Source organism: Neisseria weixii, assembly GCF_002327085.1.
Taxonomy (GTDB): Bacteria; Pseudomonadota; Gammaproteobacteria; order Burkholderiales; family Neisseriaceae; genus Neisseria; species Neisseria weixii.
This window is the reverse complement of sequence record NZ_CP023429.1, coordinates 154,695-172,925: the sequence shown is the minus strand read 5'-3', so window position 1 is coordinate 172,925 and position 18,231 is coordinate 154,695. Positions and strand designations below refer to the sequence as shown.

General features: G+C 48.0%; 13 protein-coding genes, 4 tRNA genes and 3 pseudogenes. All 20 read right to left on the bottom strand.

The annotated features are described in order from the left end of the window. Positions 1-68: 68 nt before the first annotated feature. The 20 genes and pseudogenes from rpoB to CGZ65_RS00845 all read right to left on the bottom strand — a co-directional run bounded on the left by rpoB (position 69) and on the right by CGZ65_RS00845 (position 18,230). Complete coding sequence (gene rpoB, locus CGZ65_RS00940) at positions 69-4,247, bottom strand: DNA-directed RNA polymerase subunit beta (protein ID WP_096294490.1); 4,179 nt, start codon at positions 4,245-4,247, stop codon at positions 69-71. Positions 4,248-4,449: 202 nt separating this feature from the next. Continuing rightward, entirely contained in the window at positions 4,450-4,821 is a 372-nt protein-coding gene (gene rplL / locus CGZ65_RS00935; protein ID WP_003769706.1) for a 50S ribosomal protein L7/L12, read from the bottom strand. Between the two features lie 57 nt (positions 4,822-4,878). Further along, positions 4,879-5,379, bottom strand: a complete 501-nt coding sequence (gene rplJ, locus CGZ65_RS00930; RefSeq protein ID WP_096294489.1) for a 50S ribosomal protein L10 — start codon at positions 5,377-5,379, stop codon at positions 4,879-4,881. Between the two features lie 223 nt (positions 5,380-5,602). Then, complete coding sequence (rplA, locus tag CGZ65_RS00920; protein ID WP_096294488.1) at positions 5,603-6,298, bottom strand: 50S ribosomal protein L1; 696 nt, start codon at positions 6,296-6,298, stop codon at positions 5,603-5,605. Then, positions 6,298-6,729, bottom strand: coding sequence for a 50S ribosomal protein L11 (rplK, locus tag CGZ65_RS00915; protein WP_096294487.1), 432 nt, complete (start codon positions 6,727-6,729; stop codon positions 6,298-6,300). The genes rplA and rplK overlap by 1 nt, the downstream gene beginning before the upstream one ends. Positions 6,730-6,836: 107 nt before the next feature. Beyond that, positions 6,837-7,370, bottom strand: coding sequence for a transcription termination/antitermination protein NusG (gene nusG / locus CGZ65_RS00910; RefSeq protein ID WP_096294486.1), 534 nt, complete (start codon positions 7,368-7,370; stop codon positions 6,837-6,839). A gap of 2 nt (positions 7,371-7,372) precedes the next feature. Then, a complete protein-coding gene (secE, locus tag CGZ65_RS00905; protein ID WP_096294485.1) occupies positions 7,373-7,645 on the bottom strand; it encodes a preprotein translocase subunit SecE in 273 nt (90 codons plus the stop codon). Between the two features lie 147 nt (positions 7,646-7,792). Beyond that, a tRNA-Trp gene (locus tag CGZ65_RS00900) sits at positions 7,793-7,867 on the bottom strand. Between the two features lie 8 nt (positions 7,868-7,875). Next, positions 7,876-9,060: an elongation factor Tu gene (tuf, locus tag CGZ65_RS00895; RefSeq protein ID WP_096294484.1), complete on the bottom strand. Its 1,185-nt coding sequence runs from the start codon at positions 9,058-9,060 to the stop codon at positions 7,876-7,878. Positions 9,061-9,122: 62 nt separating this feature from the next. Further along, a tRNA-Thr gene (locus CGZ65_RS00890) sits at positions 9,123-9,197 on the bottom strand. Between the two features lie 12 nt (positions 9,198-9,209). After that, positions 9,210-9,283: transfer RNA gene (locus CGZ65_RS00885), tRNA-Gly, on the bottom strand. 32 nt (positions 9,284-9,315) lie between these two features. Next, positions 9,316-9,398: transfer RNA gene (locus CGZ65_RS00880), tRNA-Tyr, on the bottom strand. Positions 9,399-9,497: 99 nt separating this feature from the next. After that, positions 9,498-9,749 carry a YfhL family 4Fe-4S dicluster ferredoxin gene (locus CGZ65_RS00875; RefSeq protein ID WP_096294483.1) on the bottom strand — a complete coding sequence of 84 codons (252 nt, stop codon included), beginning with the start codon at positions 9,747-9,749 and terminating at the stop codon, positions 9,498-9,500. Positions 9,750-9,868: 119 nt separating this feature from the next. Next, positions 9,869-10,444, bottom strand: coding sequence for a 16S rRNA (guanine(966)-N(2))-methyltransferase RsmD (gene rsmD, locus CGZ65_RS00870; RefSeq protein WP_096296055.1), 576 nt, complete (start codon positions 10,442-10,444; stop codon positions 9,869-9,871). A gap of 144 nt (positions 10,445-10,588) precedes the next feature. Then, positions 10,589-12,909, bottom strand: a pseudogene (gene topA, locus CGZ65_RS00865) (type I DNA topoisomerase). Positions 12,910-12,977: 68 nt separating this feature from the next. After that, positions 12,978-13,433 (bottom strand): DUF494 family protein, encoded by a 456-nt coding sequence (locus CGZ65_RS00860; protein ID WP_096294482.1) that lies wholly within the window; start codon positions 13,431-13,433, stop codon positions 12,978-12,980. A gap of 16 nt (positions 13,434-13,449) precedes the next feature. Beyond that, positions 13,450-13,596, bottom strand: a pseudogene (locus tag CGZ65_RS15000) (DprA-like winged helix domain-containing protein); the annotation flags it as partial. Between the two features lie 144 nt (positions 13,597-13,740). Beyond that, positions 13,741-14,663, bottom strand: a pseudogene (gene dprA / locus CGZ65_RS00855) (DNA-processing protein DprA); the annotation flags it as partial. Positions 14,664-14,833: 170 nt separating this feature from the next. Continuing rightward, the gene (locus CGZ65_RS00850) at positions 14,834-16,114 is read right to left on the bottom strand and encodes a sigma-54-dependent transcriptional regulator (RefSeq protein WP_096294481.1); all 1,281 of its coding nucleotides are present in this window, start codon (positions 16,112-16,114) and stop codon (positions 14,834-14,836) included. Continuing rightward, the gene (locus CGZ65_RS00845; RefSeq protein WP_096294480.1) at positions 16,101-18,230 is read right to left on the bottom strand and encodes a sensor histidine kinase; all 2,130 of its coding nucleotides are present in this window, start codon (positions 18,228-18,230) and stop codon (positions 16,101-16,103) included. The genes CGZ65_RS00850 and CGZ65_RS00845 overlap by 14 nt, the downstream gene beginning before the upstream one ends. Position 18,231: the final 1 nt, after the last annotated feature.

Sequence of the window (18,231 nt, the reverse complement as noted above, 5' to 3'; positions counted from 1 at the left end):
GCTTAATGCACCGTGTCCTTTCAGACGGCCTATTGCTAAAAATAGAAGAGGCCGTCTGAAAGCGTCGTTTAGTAACGTTCCAAATCAATATCCAAGCCCAATGAGCGAATCTCTTTAACCAATACGTTGAAGGATTCAGGCATACCGGCGTCGATTTTGTGCTCGCCTTTCACAATGTTTTCATACATTTTGGTACGACCTGTCACGTCATCAGACTTCACGGTCAACATTTCTTGCAGCGTGTAAGCGGCACCGTAAGCCTCCAGCGCCCAAACCTCCATCTCACCGAAACGTTGTCCACCGAACTGCGCTTTACCGCCCAGAGGCTGTTGGGTCACCAAGCTGTAAGGACCGGTCGAACGGGCGTGCATTTTCTCGTCAACCAAGTGGTGCAGTTTCAAGTAGTGCATTACGCCTACGGTTACGCGGCGGTCGAAAGCTTCGCCTGAACGGCCATCGTAAAGGGTAATTTGGGTTTTGGTATCGTTAAAGCCCAATTTTTCCACTTCAGGATCGTCACTTGGGTAAGCCAAATTCAGCATGTCACGGATTTCAGATTCTTTCGCACCGTCGAATACCGGAGAAGCGAAAGAAGCACCTTTACGCAGGTTGGAAGCCAATTCGATGATTTCATCATCGCTCAAGCTATCGAGGTCTTCTTGCTTACCGCTGTTGTTGTACAACTTATTCAAGAATTCACGCAATTCGCTGGCTTTGCGCTGCTCTTTAAGCATGCGGTCAATGCGTTCACCGATGCCTTTTGCCGCCCAGCCCAAGTGCACTTCCAAAATCTGACCGATGTTCATACGCGATGGTACGCCCAATGGGTTCAATACGATGTCAACCGGACGGCCGTCTGCCATGTAAGGCATATCTTCCACCGGCAGAATACGTGATACCACACCTTTATTACCGTGGCGGCCGGCCATTTTGTCACCGGCTTGCAGACGACGTTTGATGGCGATGAATACTTTTACCATTTTTTGTACGCCCGGCTGCAATTCGTCGCCTTGAGTCAGCTTTTTCTTCTTCACTTCATACAACTCGTCCGCTTCTTCGCGTTTTTGTTGCAGACTCAGCTTAATCAGCTCTAATTGTTTGGCCAAATCTTCATCGGCCAAACGGATGTCAAACCAATCGTGTTTGCTGGCGGCAGAAGCCAAGTATTCGGCTGTAATTTCACTGCCTTTGGCCAACTTCATCGGACCACCGTTAGCTTTTTGACCGACTATCATACGCTCGATACGATCAAAAGCATCGTTATCAAAAATACGCAATTGATCGCTCAAGTCTTGACGGTAGCGTTTCAACTCAGAGTCAATAATCGATTGGGCACGTTTGTCGCGTTGGATACCTTCGCGGGTAAACACTTGTACGTCAATCACTGTGCCGCTCATACCGGTCGGCATACGCAATGAAGTGTCTTTTACATCAGACGCTTTCTCACCGAAAATAGCACGCAACAGTTTCTCTTCAGGCGTCAATTGGGTTTCGCCTTTCGGGGTCACTTTGCCCACCAACACGTCGCCGGCTTCTACTTCAGCACCGATGTACACAATACCGGAATCGTCCAGACGGTTTTGCATGCGCTCTGACAAGTTCGGAATATCGCGGGTAATATCCTCGGCGCCCAGCTTGGTATCACGCGCCACAACGTTCAATTCTTCAATGTGAATCGAGGTATAGCGGTCATCAGCAGCCACTTTTTCAGACAATAAAATCGAGTCTTCGTAGTTGTAACCGTTCCAAGGCATAAAGGCGATGGTCATGTTTTGTCCCAGCGCCAATTCACCCAAATCGGTTGAAGCGCCGTCAGCTACCAAGTCGCCGCGCTGCAACACATCGCCTACTTTTACGGCCGGACGTTGGTTGATGTTGGTCGATTGGTTAGAGCGGGTAAACTTCACCAGATTGTAGATGTCCACGCCTACTTCACCGGCAGTTGCCTCATCGTCATGTACACGAATCACTACGCGGTTGGCATCAACATATTCCACTACGCCGCCACGACGGGCCACAATCGCAGTTGCCGAGTCCACAGCTACCGAACGTTCGATGCCAGTACCGACCATCGGTTTTTCTGGGCGCAAACAAGGCACGGCCTGACGTTGCATGTTAGCGCCCATCAAGGCACGGTTCGCGTCATCGTGTTCCAAGAACGGAATCAGGGAAGCCGCTACCGATACCACTTGACCGGTTGCTACGTCCATGTATTGCACGCGGTCAGGCGTAGACATGATGGTTTCGCCTTTTTCACGACATGTTACTAAATCACCGATCAGGTTACCTTCGGCATCCAATTCGGCATTTGCCTGTGCAATCACATAACGGCCTTCTTCGATCGCCGACAAATAATCGATTTCAGTGGTTACTTTACCGTCAATCACACGGCGGTATGGCGTTTCCAAAAAACCATAATCATTAGTACGCGCGTAAACAGACAGCGAGTTAATCAAACCAATGTTCGGGCCTTCAGGTGTTTCAATCGGACATACACGGCCATAGTGGGTCGGATGTACGTCACGTACCTCAAAGCCGGCACGCTCACGGGTCAAACCACCCGGGCCCAAGGCAGAAACACGACGTTTATGCGTTACTTCTGACAATGGGTTGGTTTGATCCATAAATTGGCTCAACTGGCTTGAACCGAAGAATTCTTTAATGGCAGCAGAAACGGGTTTGGCATTGATCAAATCATGTGGCATCAGGTTTTCAGATTCTGCTTGATTCAAACGCTCTTTCACTGCGCGTTCAACACGAGCCAAGCCGCTGCGGAATTGGTTTTCAGTCAATTCACCAACAGAACGCACACGACGGTTACCCAAGTGGTCGATATCGTCCACTTCACCGTGACCGTTACGCAACTCAACCAACGTTGCAATCGAAGCCACAATATCTTCAATGCTCAGTACGTAACCACCTTTTTCAGCCGCACCGGCAAAGGTTTCATTTAATAAACGGCCATACCAAGAACCTTGTTGCGTTTCAGACAATTTTTGCTCATAGGTGCGGGTATTGAATTTCATACGGCCTACACGCGACAAGTCATAGCTGTCTTCACTGAAGAACAAGCGGTTGAAGAGCATTTCCACAGCCTCTTCGGTAGGCGGTTCGCCCGGACGCATCATACGGTAAATCGCCACACGGGCAGCTTGTTGGTCGGCGGTTTCATCTGTACGCAACGTGCTGGAAATGTAACCGCCTTGGTCCAATTCATTGATGTACAGAGTGGTGACTTGCTCAATACCGTGGATATCCAGTTTCGCCAACAACTCTTCGGTGATTTCATCGTTGGCCACAGCCAATACTTCACCGGTATCCGGCACGATCAAATCAGCAGCCAATACTTTGCCCAATAAGGTTTCAGGGTCAACATCCAAACGGGTCAAACCGGCATTGGCAATATCGCGGATATTTTTAGCGGTAATGCGTTTGCCCTTGGTTACCAAAACGTTACCTTCGGCATCAACAATATCGGTTTTAGCGGTTTCGCCTTTCAGACGGCCTGGAATCAATTCGGTTTGCACACCGCTTTTTGACAAGAAGAAGGTTTCTTTGTCGTAGAAGGTATCCAAAATCTGCTCGTTATTGTAACCCAGTGCTTTCAACAAAATGGTTACCGGCATCTTACGGCGACGGTCAATACGGAAATACAGTTGATCTTTCGGATCAAACTCAAAATCCAACCATGAGCCACGGTAAGGAATAATGCGGGCAGAGAACAATAATTTACCCGAAGAATGAGTTTTACCGCGGTCATGCTCAAAGAATACACCTGGGGAACGGTGTAACTGAGAAACGATAACGCGCTCGGTACCATTAATGACAAAAGAGCCGCTCGGCGTCATCAATGGGATTTCACCCATGTATACTTCGTTTTCGCGCACTTCTTTTACGGTCGGTTTAGAGGCTTCTTTATCCAAAATCACCAAGCGGATGCGTGCGCGCAAAGGCGCAGCGTAAGTAATACCGCGCAATTGACATTCAGAAATATCAAACAGCGGATCACCCAAGGTGTAATGGACAAATTCCAGGCGTGCATAGCCATTGTGGCTGACGATTGGGAAAATAGAATTGAATGCTGCTTGCAGACCATCATCGGTACGTTGGTCGAAAGCATTTTCTAATTGCAGAAATTTTGCATAAGAATCAATTTGAGTTGCCAGCAAAAAGGGAACTTCCAATACGTTCTCTCGTTTGGCAAAACTCTTACGGATACGTTTTTTCTCGGTAAACGAATAGTTCATATACACTCCGAAGGGTGGCTTTGAATAGAAATGCCGTCTGAAAAACTTTGCGACGACAATTTTGTGATGCTATTTACATTTATTTATATTTATTTCAAGGCGCAAATGCAAATAAATGTAAATAATTATTTTATGCTTGATTAAAACGCAAAATAAGGCTGGCAGATATCTGCCAGCCTTTACTGAAAGTATCAAATGATGATTATTTGATTTCGACTTTAGCGCCGGCTTCTTCCAGTTGTTTTTGAATGTCTTCGGCTTCAGCTTTAGAAACACCCTCTTTAAGTGTTTTAGGTGCGCCGTCAACGATGTCTTTAGCTTCTTTCAAGCCCAAACCAGTGATGGCACGAACCACTTTAATCACACCAACTTTTTGTTCGCCGGCAGAAGCCAATACTACGTCGAATTCAGTTTTTTCTTCAGCAGCAGCGGCACCAGCACCAGCAGGACCGGCAACAGCAACGGCAGCAGCAGAAACGCCGAATTTTTCTTCAAAAGCTTTAACCAAGTCGTTCAATTCCATAACGGTCAAAGAACCAACGGCTTCCAAAATGTCTTCTTTAGTAATAGCCATGCTATTTAAACTCCAAATATTGTATTAAAAATTAATCTTCAAATGAAACAAAATCGATTAAGCAGCTTCTTCGCCAGCTTTTTTCTCAGCCAATGCAGCCAAACCGCGTGCAAAGCCGGCAACAGGTGCCTGCATAACATACAACAGTTTAGACAGCAATTCTTCACGGCTAGGAATAGAAGCCAACTCGTTTACTTGATCAGCATCCAGTACGTCGCCATTATAAGAACCAGCCTTAATAACGATTTTGTCATCTTTTTTCGCGAATTGATGCAGCACTTTTGCAGCAGCTACAGCATCTTCAGAAGCAGCATAAACCAGCGGACCCACCATGTGATCTGCCAAACCTGCAAATGAAGTACCTTCTACTGCACGACGAGCCAAAGTATTTTTCAGAACGCGCAAGTATACGCCCTCTTTACGTGCATTTGCACGCAGCTCTGTCATGCTGGCAACACTGATACCGCGATACTCGGCAACCACCAGAGTTTGTGCATTGGCAATCGCTGCACTAATCTCTTCAACGGCCACCTTCTTGGTTTCAATATTGAGACTCAAGGTCTACCTCCCACTGTTTATCAACAGAATACTTTCTCAGTATTCCACCAGCGCGGTAACCTAAAAAGACATCTTACAAGCTTTCTTGCAATTTGTTTCAGGACTACCGTCTGCGTAGGGCAATAACGATTAAATCTTACGATCCCTACGGTCTTGGACATCTACTTAATATTTTTAAGTAGCCCAAATCCAGACAGTCTTCAAGAAGACCGTCTGAAAATTCTTAGTTGTTTACGCTAGAAGTATCTACGCGAACACCTAAACCCATTGTGCTTGAAACGGCAACTTTACGTAAGTATTGGCCTTTTGCAGCAGCAGGTTTTGCTTTAACGATAGCGTCCAGCAATGCGTCAAAGTTCTCCTTCAAATCGGCTTCAGCAAATGAAGCGCGACCGATGGTAGCATGCACGATACCTGCTTTATCAGTACGGTATTGTACTTGACCGGCTTTAGCGTTTTTCACAGCTTCAGCAACATTAGGGGTCACGGTACCTACTTTAGGGTTAGGCATCAAACCACGTGGCCCCAAGATAGTACCCAACTGACCGACAATACGCATTGCATCCGGAGAAGCAATCACAACGTCAAAGTTCAAGTTACCGCCTTTAATTTCAGCAGCCAAATCATCGAAACCGACAACATCAGCACCGGCTTCTTTAGCAGCATCAGCATTAGCACCTTGAGCAAATACAGCCACGCGAGTGGTTTTACCGGTACCTTTAGGCAATACTACTGAACCACGAATTACTTGGTCAGATTTACGAGGATCTACACCCAAGTTGAATGACACATCAACTGACTCATCAAATTTAGCAGTTGCGGCATTTTTCACCAAACTAATTGCTTCATCAATTGCATACAATTTATTCGCTTCAACAGAAGAGCGCAAAGCTTTCAATCGTTTAGAAACTTTAGCCATTACACACCCTCCACATCCAAGCCCATAGAACGGGCTGAGCCAGCAATAGTACGCACCGCAGCATCCAAATCAGAAGCCGTCAAATCAGGCTCTTTGGTTTTCGCGATTTCTTCCAATTGAGCGCGAGTTACTTTACCCACTTTATTGGTTAATGGATTGGCACTACCTTTTTGCAGACTAGCAGCTTTTTTCAACAAGATAGAAGCCGGAGGCGTTTTCATCACAAATGTGAATGATTTATCTGCAAATGCAGTAATCACAACAGGAATCGGCAAACCAGGTTCCATACCTTGGGTTGCAGCATTAAATGCTTTACAGAATTCCATAATGTTCAAACCACGTTGACCCAATGCCGGACCAACTGGAGGAGATGGGTTGGCTTTACCTGCACCAATTTGCAGCTTAATGTAGCCTACAATTTTCTTTGCCACTTTAAAAAGACTCCTAAAAGACGGGTATAACGCAGAACCATTCCGCTTCCCAAAACGAATTTTTAATTATAAAACTTAATGTATTTTAATTCAAGACATTAATTCGATTAAATCTTTTCGACCTGGCCAAATTCCAACTCAACGGGTGTTTCACGACCAAAAATCTGCACAGAAACACGCAGCTTATTACGCTCGTAATTAACCTCATCTACCACGCCATTGAAATCAGCAAAAGGACCGTCATTAACACGAACCGATTGACCCACTTCAAATTCAACTTTTGGTTTTGGTTTTTCAACACCGGTGCGAACCTGTTGCATAATTACATCAGCTTCACGTTGAGAAATAGGCAATGGGCGATTGGCAGTACCACCAATAAAACCAGATACACGCGGAGTACTTTTTACCAAATGCCATGACTCATCGGTCATTTCCATTTCAACCAAGACATAGCCAGGGTAAAATTTACGCTCACTGATAGTACGGCGGCCATTTTTAATATCAACCACCTCTTCGACCGGAACCAGCACTTGGCCGAAATACTCTTCCATCCCTTCGCGCGAAATACGCTCTTTCAATGTTTTTTGGACATTTTTTTCAAAGCCGGAATAAGCCTGTACAACATACCAACGTTTTGACATTTTTATCCCCTCTTCAATAACAAATCAAAAAATAACCATGAAACCGCTGTATCGACTGCATAAATAAACGCAGCCAAAATTGCTACGAAAATCACCACAAATACAGTCATTTTGACCGCATCATCACGAGCCGGCCAAACTACTTTCTTAAATTCAATCCATGAATTTCGAAAATAAGCGAACCCTTCGCGCTGCGGTGTGGTAGGGACATTGCTATCGGATTTGACAACCCGCCCCACTTTATCCGCTCTATCTTCAGGCATACGATCAGGCATTTTGAACTCACTTTCCATAGCATGGATACAGCATGTACAGCATATATCGATATACTGCTCGCAGTCATACAATGGTTAAAACAAATCAACCAATAGAAATAAAATAGCAAAAAAATCAACCGGCACTAAGGCCGGTTAATTTTTATTTGGCAGGCCAGGAGGGTCTCGAACCCCAACCCTCGGTTTTGGAGACCGATACTCTACCAATTGAGCTACTGGCCTTCTAAAACTTAAGCAATGATAGAAGATACAACACCGGCACCTACGGTACGGCCACCTTCACGAATCGCAAAACGCAAGCCTTCTTCCATCGCGATTGGTGCAATCAGCTCAACCGTAATCGCTACGTTTTCGCCCGGCATTACCATTTCTACGCCTTCCTCCAAAGTTACCGCGCCGGTAACGTCAGTAGTACGGAAGTAGAATTGCGGACGGTAGTTGGCGAAGAACGGAGTATGACGGCCACCTTCTTCTTTGCTCAGTACGTATACTTCTGCTTTGAATTTGGTATGCGGAGTGATTGAGCCCGGTTTAGCCAATACTTGACCACGTTCAACTTCTTCACGTTTGGTACCGCGCAACAATACACCTACGTTGTCACCTGCTTGACCTTCGTCCAGCAATTTGCGGAACATTTCCACACCGGTACAAGTGGTTTTTGCAGTGTCTTTCAGACCAACGATTTCGATCTCGTCACCTACATGGATGATACCGCGTTCTACACGGCCGGTTACTACAGTACCACGGCCAGAAATTGAGAATACGTCTTCGATTGGCAACAGGAATGGTTTGTCAACGGCACGTTCCGGAGTTGGGATGTAGCTGTCCAATGCATCGGCCAATTCAAAGATTTTGGCTTCGTAAGCAGCATCGCCTTCCAACGCTTTCAACGCAGAACCTTGGATGATCGGGCAGTCGTCGCCTGGGAAATCGTAGCTTGACAACAAGTCACGAATTTCCATTTCAACCAATTCCAACAACTCTTCGTCGTCAACCATGTCGCATTTGTTCATGAACACCAAGATGTATGGTACACCTACTTGGCGACCCAACAAGATGTGCTCACGGGTTTGCGGCATAGGGCCGTCAGCGGCAGATACCACCAAAATCGCGCCGTCCATTTGTGCCGCGCCGGTAATCATGTTTTTCACATAGTCGGCGTGACCAGGACAGTCTACGTGTGCGTAGTGACGGGTTTCGGTTTCGTATTCTACGTGAGAGGTGTTAATGGTAATACCGCGGGCTTTTTCTTCCGGTGCATTGTCGATTTGGTCGTAAGCTTTAGCGGCACCACCGAATTTTTTAGCCAAAATCGTAGTCAATGCAGCAGTCAGAGTGGTTTTACCATGGTCAACGTGACCGATGGTGCCAACGTTTACGTGCGGTTTGCTACGTTCAAATTTTTCCTTAGCCATGGCAATAAATCCTATTCTAAGTGTTTAATTAAAAATATAAAAATGTGGATAAATAAATGAGATGGTGCCCATGGGCAGATTTGAACTGCCGACCTCTCCCTTACCAAGGGAGTGCTCTACCCCTGAGCTACATGGGCTAAATTGTCCATTGGAGCGGGTGAAGGGAATCGAACCCTCACCGTAAGCTTGGAAGGCTTCTGCTCTACCATTGAGCTACACCCGCATACACTTACTCTTTGCTCCAAGTAAGAATTTTGGTGGAGGGAGAAGGATTCGAACCTTCGAAGCTCACGCAACAGATTTACAGTCTGCCCCTTTGACCGCTCGGGAATCCCTCCAAAAGAGAACGCTAGTTTATTTATTTCTCTTAGTCGAGTCAAGCAATATTTTCTATATTTTTTCTAAAAATATTACAACAATCTGATTATATGAAAAAATTACTTAAACTGAATGATTTTTTCGTATTTCGCCATCAGTTCGTCGTGCGTTTCCGGATGTTCTTCATCAATCAAAATACAGTCTACCGGACACACTTGCTGACATTGAGGCTCGCCATAGTGACCGACACACTGCGTACACAAACTTGGGTTAATTTCGTAAATTTCCTCGCCTTGAGAAATGGCATCATTTGGGCATTCAGGCTCACATACGTCACAGTTAATGCACTCATCTGTAATAAAGAGCGACATTTTCGTTTCCTTTTTTATTAAATTTCAAAACCGATGGGCGCGGATTATAGCATAAACTGCTCAGGAAAATGCATATGCAGAAAATGTTTACACCTTGGTAATGATTATCAAATCCTATACTATTCAGGCACTTGCACATAATGCAGCAATTGAAAACGGCTCATTCCAGATTTACCTTCACGATATTCTGCCAACCACTCCGGTTTGAACGGCAAGCCCCCCGCTTCAATATAAACCATCGCATCACTTGTTAAACGGTTTTGCAGCAAAGCGAACAAATCATCCCATTGCCGCCACGCAAACGGCGGATCGAGAAACACCACATCAAATTGCTCGGTTTGATTTTTCAGAAAACTGAGGCCGTCTGAAAAAACGGTTTCCACTTGTGCCAAGCCCAATTCACGCGCATTTTGTTGCAAGGATTGCAGTGTCTGGCGCTGATTATCCACCATTACCACCCGCTTGGCATGGCGTGAAGCAGCTTCCAAACCCAATGCACCACTACCACTGAATAAATCCAATACTGTTTTGCCGGTCAAATCCTGCCCCAGCCAATTAAACAACTTCTCACGCACCATATCGGGCGTAGGGCGCAAACCTTCTGCCGATGCAAAAGTCAGCCTACGGCCACGGTATTGCCCACCGATAATACGAACTTGGTTACTGTGCTTCTGATTGTGTTTTGTCTTTGCCATAAAAACCATAGATTGAGGCCGTCTGAACGTTTCAAACAGCCTGATTAAACCGTAAATCTTATTATACAACAAGCTAACAGATAAAAGGCCGTCTGAAACTGTAGTTCGCAGTTTCAGACGGCCTTTTCATTTAAATAAAGGAACCTACTCTTCTTCGGCTTTGCCGCCTTTAGGTACCGGTGGCTTGATTTGTTCTTTCCAGCCGCATTCTTTTTGCGGGCAGGCTTTTTCCACGCCCCACCGTTTGGTGGTTTTGATGGTCAAGACCGGCCATTGGCATTTCGGGCATGTTTCGGTTACCGGCGGATTCCAAGTGGCGTAGTTGCAGTCAGGGTAAGTGCTGCAGCTGTAAAACAGTTTGCCGTAGCGCGATTTGCGCTCGACCAAGTACCCTTTCTTGCATTGCGGACATTCGACGCCGGTGTCTTTCGGTTTCTCTAAGGGCTCGATGTGTTTGCACTTCGGATAGTTGGCGCAACCGATAAATTTGCTGCCGGTGCGGCTGTATTTATATACCAAGCCGCCGCCACATTTCGGGCATTCACGACCTTCAAGTTCGGCTTGCTCTGCTGCTTCTTTAGCGGCACGTTCGACGGCTTCTTCGGCGGTTTCGTTCACATTGCGGGTATAGCCGCATTCGGGGTAACCGGCGCAGGCAACGAAGCGGCCATTGCGGCCGAATTTGATTTGCAGCTTATGGTTACCACATTTCGGGCAGGTTTCGTCCAATTCTTCGGTGGTAAATTTAGCTCGCTCAATGCCTTCTTTTTCTTCAACCTGCTTGCCAAAGCCCTTCCAAAATGAATCCATCACCGGCACCCAGCGGCGTTTGCCGTTGGCGATTTCGTCAAGCTGGTCTTCAAGCTTGGCGGTAAAATGGTAATCGACATATTGGGCGAAATGTTCGGTCAGGAATTTATTGACAATATCGCCGGTGTCGGTCGGCATAAAGCGTTTTTGTTCCAACGTGACGTATTCGCGGTCTTTCAGCGTGGAAATAATACTGGCATAGGTCGACGGGCGGCCAATACCGAATTCTTCCAAGGCTTTGACCAAAGTTGCTTCGTTAAAGCGGGGCGGTGGTGTGGTGAAATGCTGTTCGCCGTAGAGATTATCCACCGGCAATTTGTCGCCTTCGGCCATTTCCGGCAGCTTTTTGTTTTCTTCGCTCTCGTCGTCGGTGCTTTCTTCATACACACTCAAGAAACCGGCAAAGGTCTGCACTTGGCCGGTCACGCGGAATACGCCTTTGCCGACGCTGATGTCGACGGTGGTTTGGTCAAACTTGGCCGGCGACATCTGACAGGCAACGGTACGCTGCCAAATCATTTGGTAAAGCTTGAATTGATCGGCCGTCAGAAACGGTTTCACGCTTTCGGGTGTGCGGTACACAGAAGTCGGGCGAATCGCTTCGTGCGCTTCTTGGGCGTTTTTCGATTTGGTTTTATATTGTTTGGCGGACGGCGGCAAATATTCTTTGCCGATTTTGTTTTCGATATAGTGGCGGATTTCGACCACAGCTTCATCGGCCAAATTCAGGCTGTCGGTACGCATATAGGTAATCAGACCAATCGCGCCTTGGCCGACATCAATACCTTCGTAAAGCTGCTGGGCAGTGCGCATGGTGCGGTCGGTGGTCATGCCGAGTTTGCGCACGGCATCTTGCTGCATGGTGGACGTGGTAAACGGAGCGGCCGGATTGCGGCTGCGTTTTTTCTTTTCCACGCCGCTGACCACGGCTTCTTTGCCGGTAAGCTCGTTTAATACATCGGCTTGCGCGGCTTCATTCGGCAGTGCAAATTGGTCGAGTTTTTCGCCGTTGTATTGTGCCAATTTGGCGGTGAATTTGCTACGGCCTTTGTGGCTGTCGAGATGAACGGTCCAATATTCCTGCGCTTCAAATGCGCGGATTTCGTTTTCGCGCTCGCAAATCAGGCGCAAGGCAGGGCTTTGCACGCGGCCGGCACTTAAACCGCGGCGGATTTTTTTCCACAACAGCGGCGACAAATTGAAACCGACCAAATAATCCAAGGCACGACGCGCTTGTTGGGCATCGACCAAGTTGATTTCCAATTCACGCGGATGGGCAATGGCATCGAGCACGGCGTTTTTGGTGATTTCGTGAAACACCACACGCTGCGGTTTGATGTTTTTCAAGCCGCGTTTGGATTTGAGGATTTCCTGCAAGTGCCACGAAATCGCTTCGCCTTCCCTATCCGGGTCAGTTGCCAGATAGATGTTTTCGGCTTCTTTGGCTTCGGCCACAATGGCATCAACGTGCTTGGCATTGCGCGAAACCACTTGGTATTTCATGGCGAAGTCGTTTTCCGGATCAACCGCGCCGTTTTTAGGCACGAGGTCGCGCACATGGCCGTATGAAGCCAAAATTTCATAATCCCGCCCAAATATTTTTTTAAGGTTTTGGCCTTAGACGGAGATTCGACGATTACAAGGTTTTTAGCCATCGTTACTCTCTTTTGTTATTGTAAATTTCAGACGGCCTTTGATTTCATCAAGGCCGTCTGAAAAAAAATTAATGCATCACAGCGTTGCCGTTTAAAGCTGCCATCAAATCATCACCGATCAGCACCGGCAATTCGCTCTTGTGCGCCCACAACACCAGCAGCGTCAGCACTTTGGCAATATCGACGGTAATTTCGTCCGCCGGAATATGCATAAGGGCATGCACCACGATTTCACGCTGCTCATAAGTAATCGCACGCTCGGTAATCAAATAGTGCAGCAAACCCATCACTTTTTGCGGCAACACATCAGCTTCTTCCGCGCTGTACACACGCAAGGCCGTGCCGTCGGTCGGTTCGATGGCGAATTCGGAACTGTTGAGCAACACTTCCATCATCATCAGGGTATTGCCGATTTCCATCGCGTCAAAACCAGCATCTTCGAGCAGCTGCCCCAGATCTTCCGGTGGCGGACAGGCATCAAAATCCTGAAAATGTTCGATTAAAAAAGCAATGACTTCGGCCATGCGTATTCCTTAAATATTATGTTTTAATCCGTTGGTAGCGTCCGCCGGTCAGCGGGGCAATCACGCCGTCCAACTCGTATTCCAGCAATTGGGCGTACACATCAGCCGCAGGCCAACTCAACTGCTCGGCCAAGGTATCGGGATGAATGGCAGCGTAACCCATGGCGTTTAACAGAGTGTCATCTGCCATGTTTTGCATTTCAGACGGCCTTTGCGTTTCAGACGGCCTGGTTTTGTTTTCCGCAAGCGGTTTGGCGCTTGTTTCGTGTTTGGCTTCCAGCTCGGCGGCAAGTGTGTTTTGCGAATGCTTATATATAGAATATGATGGTAATGGGGTGTTTTGCAATAGCTGCGGACATTCTTGCACAATATCTTCCAAACTTTCCACCAGTTTGGCACCTTCTTTAATCAGTTTGTGGCAGCCTTTGCTGTGCGGATTATCAATCGAACCGGGCACTGCCATGACTTCGCGCCCAATCTCGGCGGCAAGCTTGGCAGTAATCAGCGAACCGGATTCAACTGCTGCCTCCACCACCAAGGTCAAACGCGATAACGCGGCAATCAGGCGGTTGCGTCGTGGAAAATTACCGGCATACGGGCGAGTATCCAGCGGAAACTCGCTGACAATCAAGCCACGCTCGGCGATTTCATACGCAAGCTGTTTATTCGATGGCGGGTAAATGCGGTCTATACCCGTCCCCCACACGGCGATGGTACCCCGTCTGAAAGCAGCGCTCCTTGATGAGCAGCGGTATCAATGCCCTCCGCCATACCGGAAACCACCGGAATGCCTTTTTCACTCAACGCCAAACCAAAATCACGGGCAATACGCATCGCCTGCGGTGTGGCATGACGGCTGCCGACAATCGCGGCGGAAGGCTTGTGCAGCAAATCAGTATTGCCACGCAAAAATAATAACGGCGGCGGCGTGATGCCTTCGGTCAGCATATCGGGGAAATCATCGTCCTGCAACAGCAGTAAGCGGCAATCATCCTGCTGCGCCCAGTTTAACGCGGCTTCGGCTGCAGCCTTGGCGAGGTCGCGCTTATCCTCATTTTGCCACGCAGCCACGGCTTGTTTGTGCCGCACCAGCTTAGCAATATTTTCTGAAGGTGCGGCCAATGCCGCTTCTGCGCTGCCGAAATGTTGCAGCAAAATCAAAAAACTTTCCGCACCGATATAAGGCGTCAGCGCAAGTTGTAGCCATGCAAAGCGTTCGTTGTCGTTCATGCCCGTATCCTGTTTCAGACGGCCCCAATACCCTATTGAACACCGTCAAATAGTAATTTACGTAATATTTTTAATAGCAATGATTATACAGGCATTGAACGGAATGAAAACAGAGAAAGGCCGTCTGAAATATTTTTCACGTTCAGACGGCCTTTAAAGAATCAAGTAATTCAGTCTTCGTTTTTCTCGCTATTGCGGCGGGAAACGCTGATACTGAGCTGCTTCAATTTTCGGTATAAATGCGTGCGCTCCAAGCCGACTTTTTGCGCCACACGACTCATATTTTGGCCTTCTTGCGCAATGTGGTATTCGAAATAGCGACGTTCCAATTCCTCGCGCAACTCACGCAGCGGCATATTGAAATTAAAGCCGCCAACCATTTCCGATGAAGCAGACGGCACATGCTGCCCTAAAGCTGCCGCCGCTGCCGGCTCCTGCACTTCTTCACCATCGGCTTCTAAGGCCAAGTTTTTCACCACGGTGCGCAATTGCTCGAAGTTACCCGGCCATTCGTATTGGCGCAACACAGTCAACGCACCGTTGCTGAATTTGGCCAGCGGAATTTTTTGCGTTTCGGCCAATTCAATCAAAATTTGGTTGACCAAGAACACTATGTCATCCGGCTGGCTGCGCAAAGTCGGCACACCGACAATAATTTTGGATAACAAGCTCGGCAATTTATTGTCTGAAGTAGCCGATTCGGCCAATTCTTCCGCAGAACGGCTGCTGGCGGCAATAATGCGCACGTTATAGCGCTCAGCCTTCCCCAATAAAAATACGATGCCGTTCTGAATATTTTTGCTGTATTGCGCAATGTCACCGACATACAAAATGCCGCCGCCGGCCTTTTGAAGCAATTCAAGCGGCGTATCGACAATATGCTCGATTTTACCCGGTTCCACCCAAGGTGTACCGCTTTTATGGAAATAGCGCGCCACCCATTCAAACGGCGAACCGGCCTCACCGGTCAACAATACCGGGCCGCTTTGTTTGAAAGCAGCCTCCAATTTCTGATTCAATTCCTGAATCACCGGACTATTACCCAGACGGTCTAAAGACAAGCCGGCCGCTGCCTGCATTTCGCCGTGTTTCAGGGCACGGTCAACGGTAGACAGCAGCTTTTGCAGGGCAATCGGTTTTTCCAAGAAATCCAATGCGCCGATTTTGGTGGCCTCGACTGCCGTGTCAATGCTGGCATGACCGCTCATCATCACCACCGGCATATTGAGCTGGCCGTTTTTCGCCCACTCTTTCAGCAAGGTAATCCCGTCGCAATCCGGCATCCAGATGTCCAGCAAGACCATGGCCGGACGGGTTTGGTGGCGCAATTGGCGTGCTTCTTCGGCATTTTCGGCCAAAGTCACGGTATAACCTTCGTCTTGGAGGATTTCCGACAATAAATCCCGGATACCCACCTCATCATCTACAATTAAAATATCACTGCTGCGCATAAGTTTCTACCAGTTGGGGTAACGCTATTTTGACACATGCACCGCCGTCGGCCTGATTGCTCAAGCTGATACGGCCGCCGTGCTCTTCAATAATTTTCTTCACCACAGGCAGACCCAGCCCTGTACCTGTCGGTTTGTCGGTCACATAAGGCTCAAAGGCATTATGCAACATTTCTTTGCTGAAGCTTTTACCGTTGTTGCAAACAGTCAAAATGGCCTGTCCATCGTCACTCAACGCAGTTTCGATGTTTATCTGTGGATTCAGGTCACTTTCTGCCGCTTCAGCCGCATTTTTAAATATATTGTGCAATACCTGCCGCATGGCGGTGGTATCTGCATGAATAAATAACTCTATATTACTGAATTTAGCAGTAAATGTACACGCGCTGCCTTCATACAGCACCAATACTTCTTCCACCAAAGTATTCAAATCATGTTTTTCCAAACTCAACGACGGCGCGCGGGCGTAATTGCGGAAGGCTTCCACCATTTCTTTCAGCGCGGCCACCTGCTTGACGATGGTATCGGTTGAGCGGCTCAAAATCTGGGCGTGTTGCTCATCCAATTTATCATGCAATTTCCATGCCAATCTTTCGGCAGACAACTGAATCGGCGTCAGCGGGTTGCGGATTTCGTGTGCCAACCGCTTAGCCACTTCACCCCATGCCGCTTCTTTTTGCGCGCGCATAAGCAAGGTCACATCGTCAATCACCATCACCAAACCGCTGTCGTTGTCTTCGGGCAAAAGCGTGGCTTTACCGATCAAAATACGCACATCGTCCGGGGCGGCATATTCCACCTGCACCGGCTTATTCATGTCGGCAGTGGCTTCAATCGCGGCAAACACATCGGCCAGCAACGACTGCTGCGGTGACTGCCCGCGCCAATCGTGCCAATTACTGCCCCACAGCGGCACCAGCGACACGCTTAAAATGTGTTCGGCGGATTTGTTAAATGTTTTCAGACGGCCTTCTGCATCCAAGGTAATCACGCCGGTGGTCAGGCTTTCCAGCACGCATTCCAAATAATGTCTGGCGGCCTCCTGCTGCTGGCGGCTGCGTTCGTCCACATCTTTGGCAATCGCCAACTGCTGGGTCATGTGGTTGAACAAGTGGGTCAAGCGGCCGAATTCATCATTGCGGTATACGGGACGCTGCTGGCTGAAATCGCCCTGTGCCACTGCCCGTGCCCCTTCAGCCAGTGATAAAATCGGCTCGACAAAACGGCGGGCAAAATACAAAGCCATCACCAAAGCCAAGAAAATCGCCAACAATGCCGCCACCAAAAGAGTCACCAGAAAGAAGGTTTGCAAACCTTGCTTGGCATAGCTCAATTCGGCATATTTTGCGCGCGCTGACTCAATCAGAGTCGCATCCTGCGCCACATTTTGCGGAATCGGCTGGCGGAAGAAAAAGGCATATTCCTGATTATTGTGGTTCCCAATCGATAACCAACCCTGTGCATACAACACATTGCCAATGTTTTCTAAGCTGCGCAGCGAACCTGCCTGCTGCAGTTGCTCTTGTCCGGCCTTATCGATTTTCGGCTGATTCAAGTTTTTCGGATTAATTGTTTTTTCAAAACGGTCCCGGCTCAGGTTATACAGAGCCAATTGGGTAAAATCGTTGGCATTCGAAGCAGCGGCCAGCGCGTTGCCCAAATCATTGTCTAAAGACGATGCGCTGATTAAATCAATCTGAATCGGTGTGGCATTGCTGACCGCATTGTCTACCGCCAAATCCAAAGCCGATTTACTCAAATTCAAGCTGCGCTCGAGCGCTTCTTCGGTATCGTTGCCGAACCAAGAATTAATTGTGCCGCTAATAAACTGGGCTGAAATGCCGAATAAAAACACGCTCGGCAACACTGCCACCAAGGTAAACATACCCGACAGGCGCCGGGCGATTTGCGAACCGAATACGCCGTTTTGACTGTCGCGCATGAGCAACAGCACATAGCGTACCAACACCGCAGCCAACACCAGCATCAGCAGCCCGCACAAGACGATAATCCACCAGAAATAATCGGCAATCCGACTGCTGCTGCCGGTGGCAGCCGTCAGACCGTAGAGCAGCGCCACAGCCAGCAAAACGGCGATTAAGAGAAAGCGGCGCATG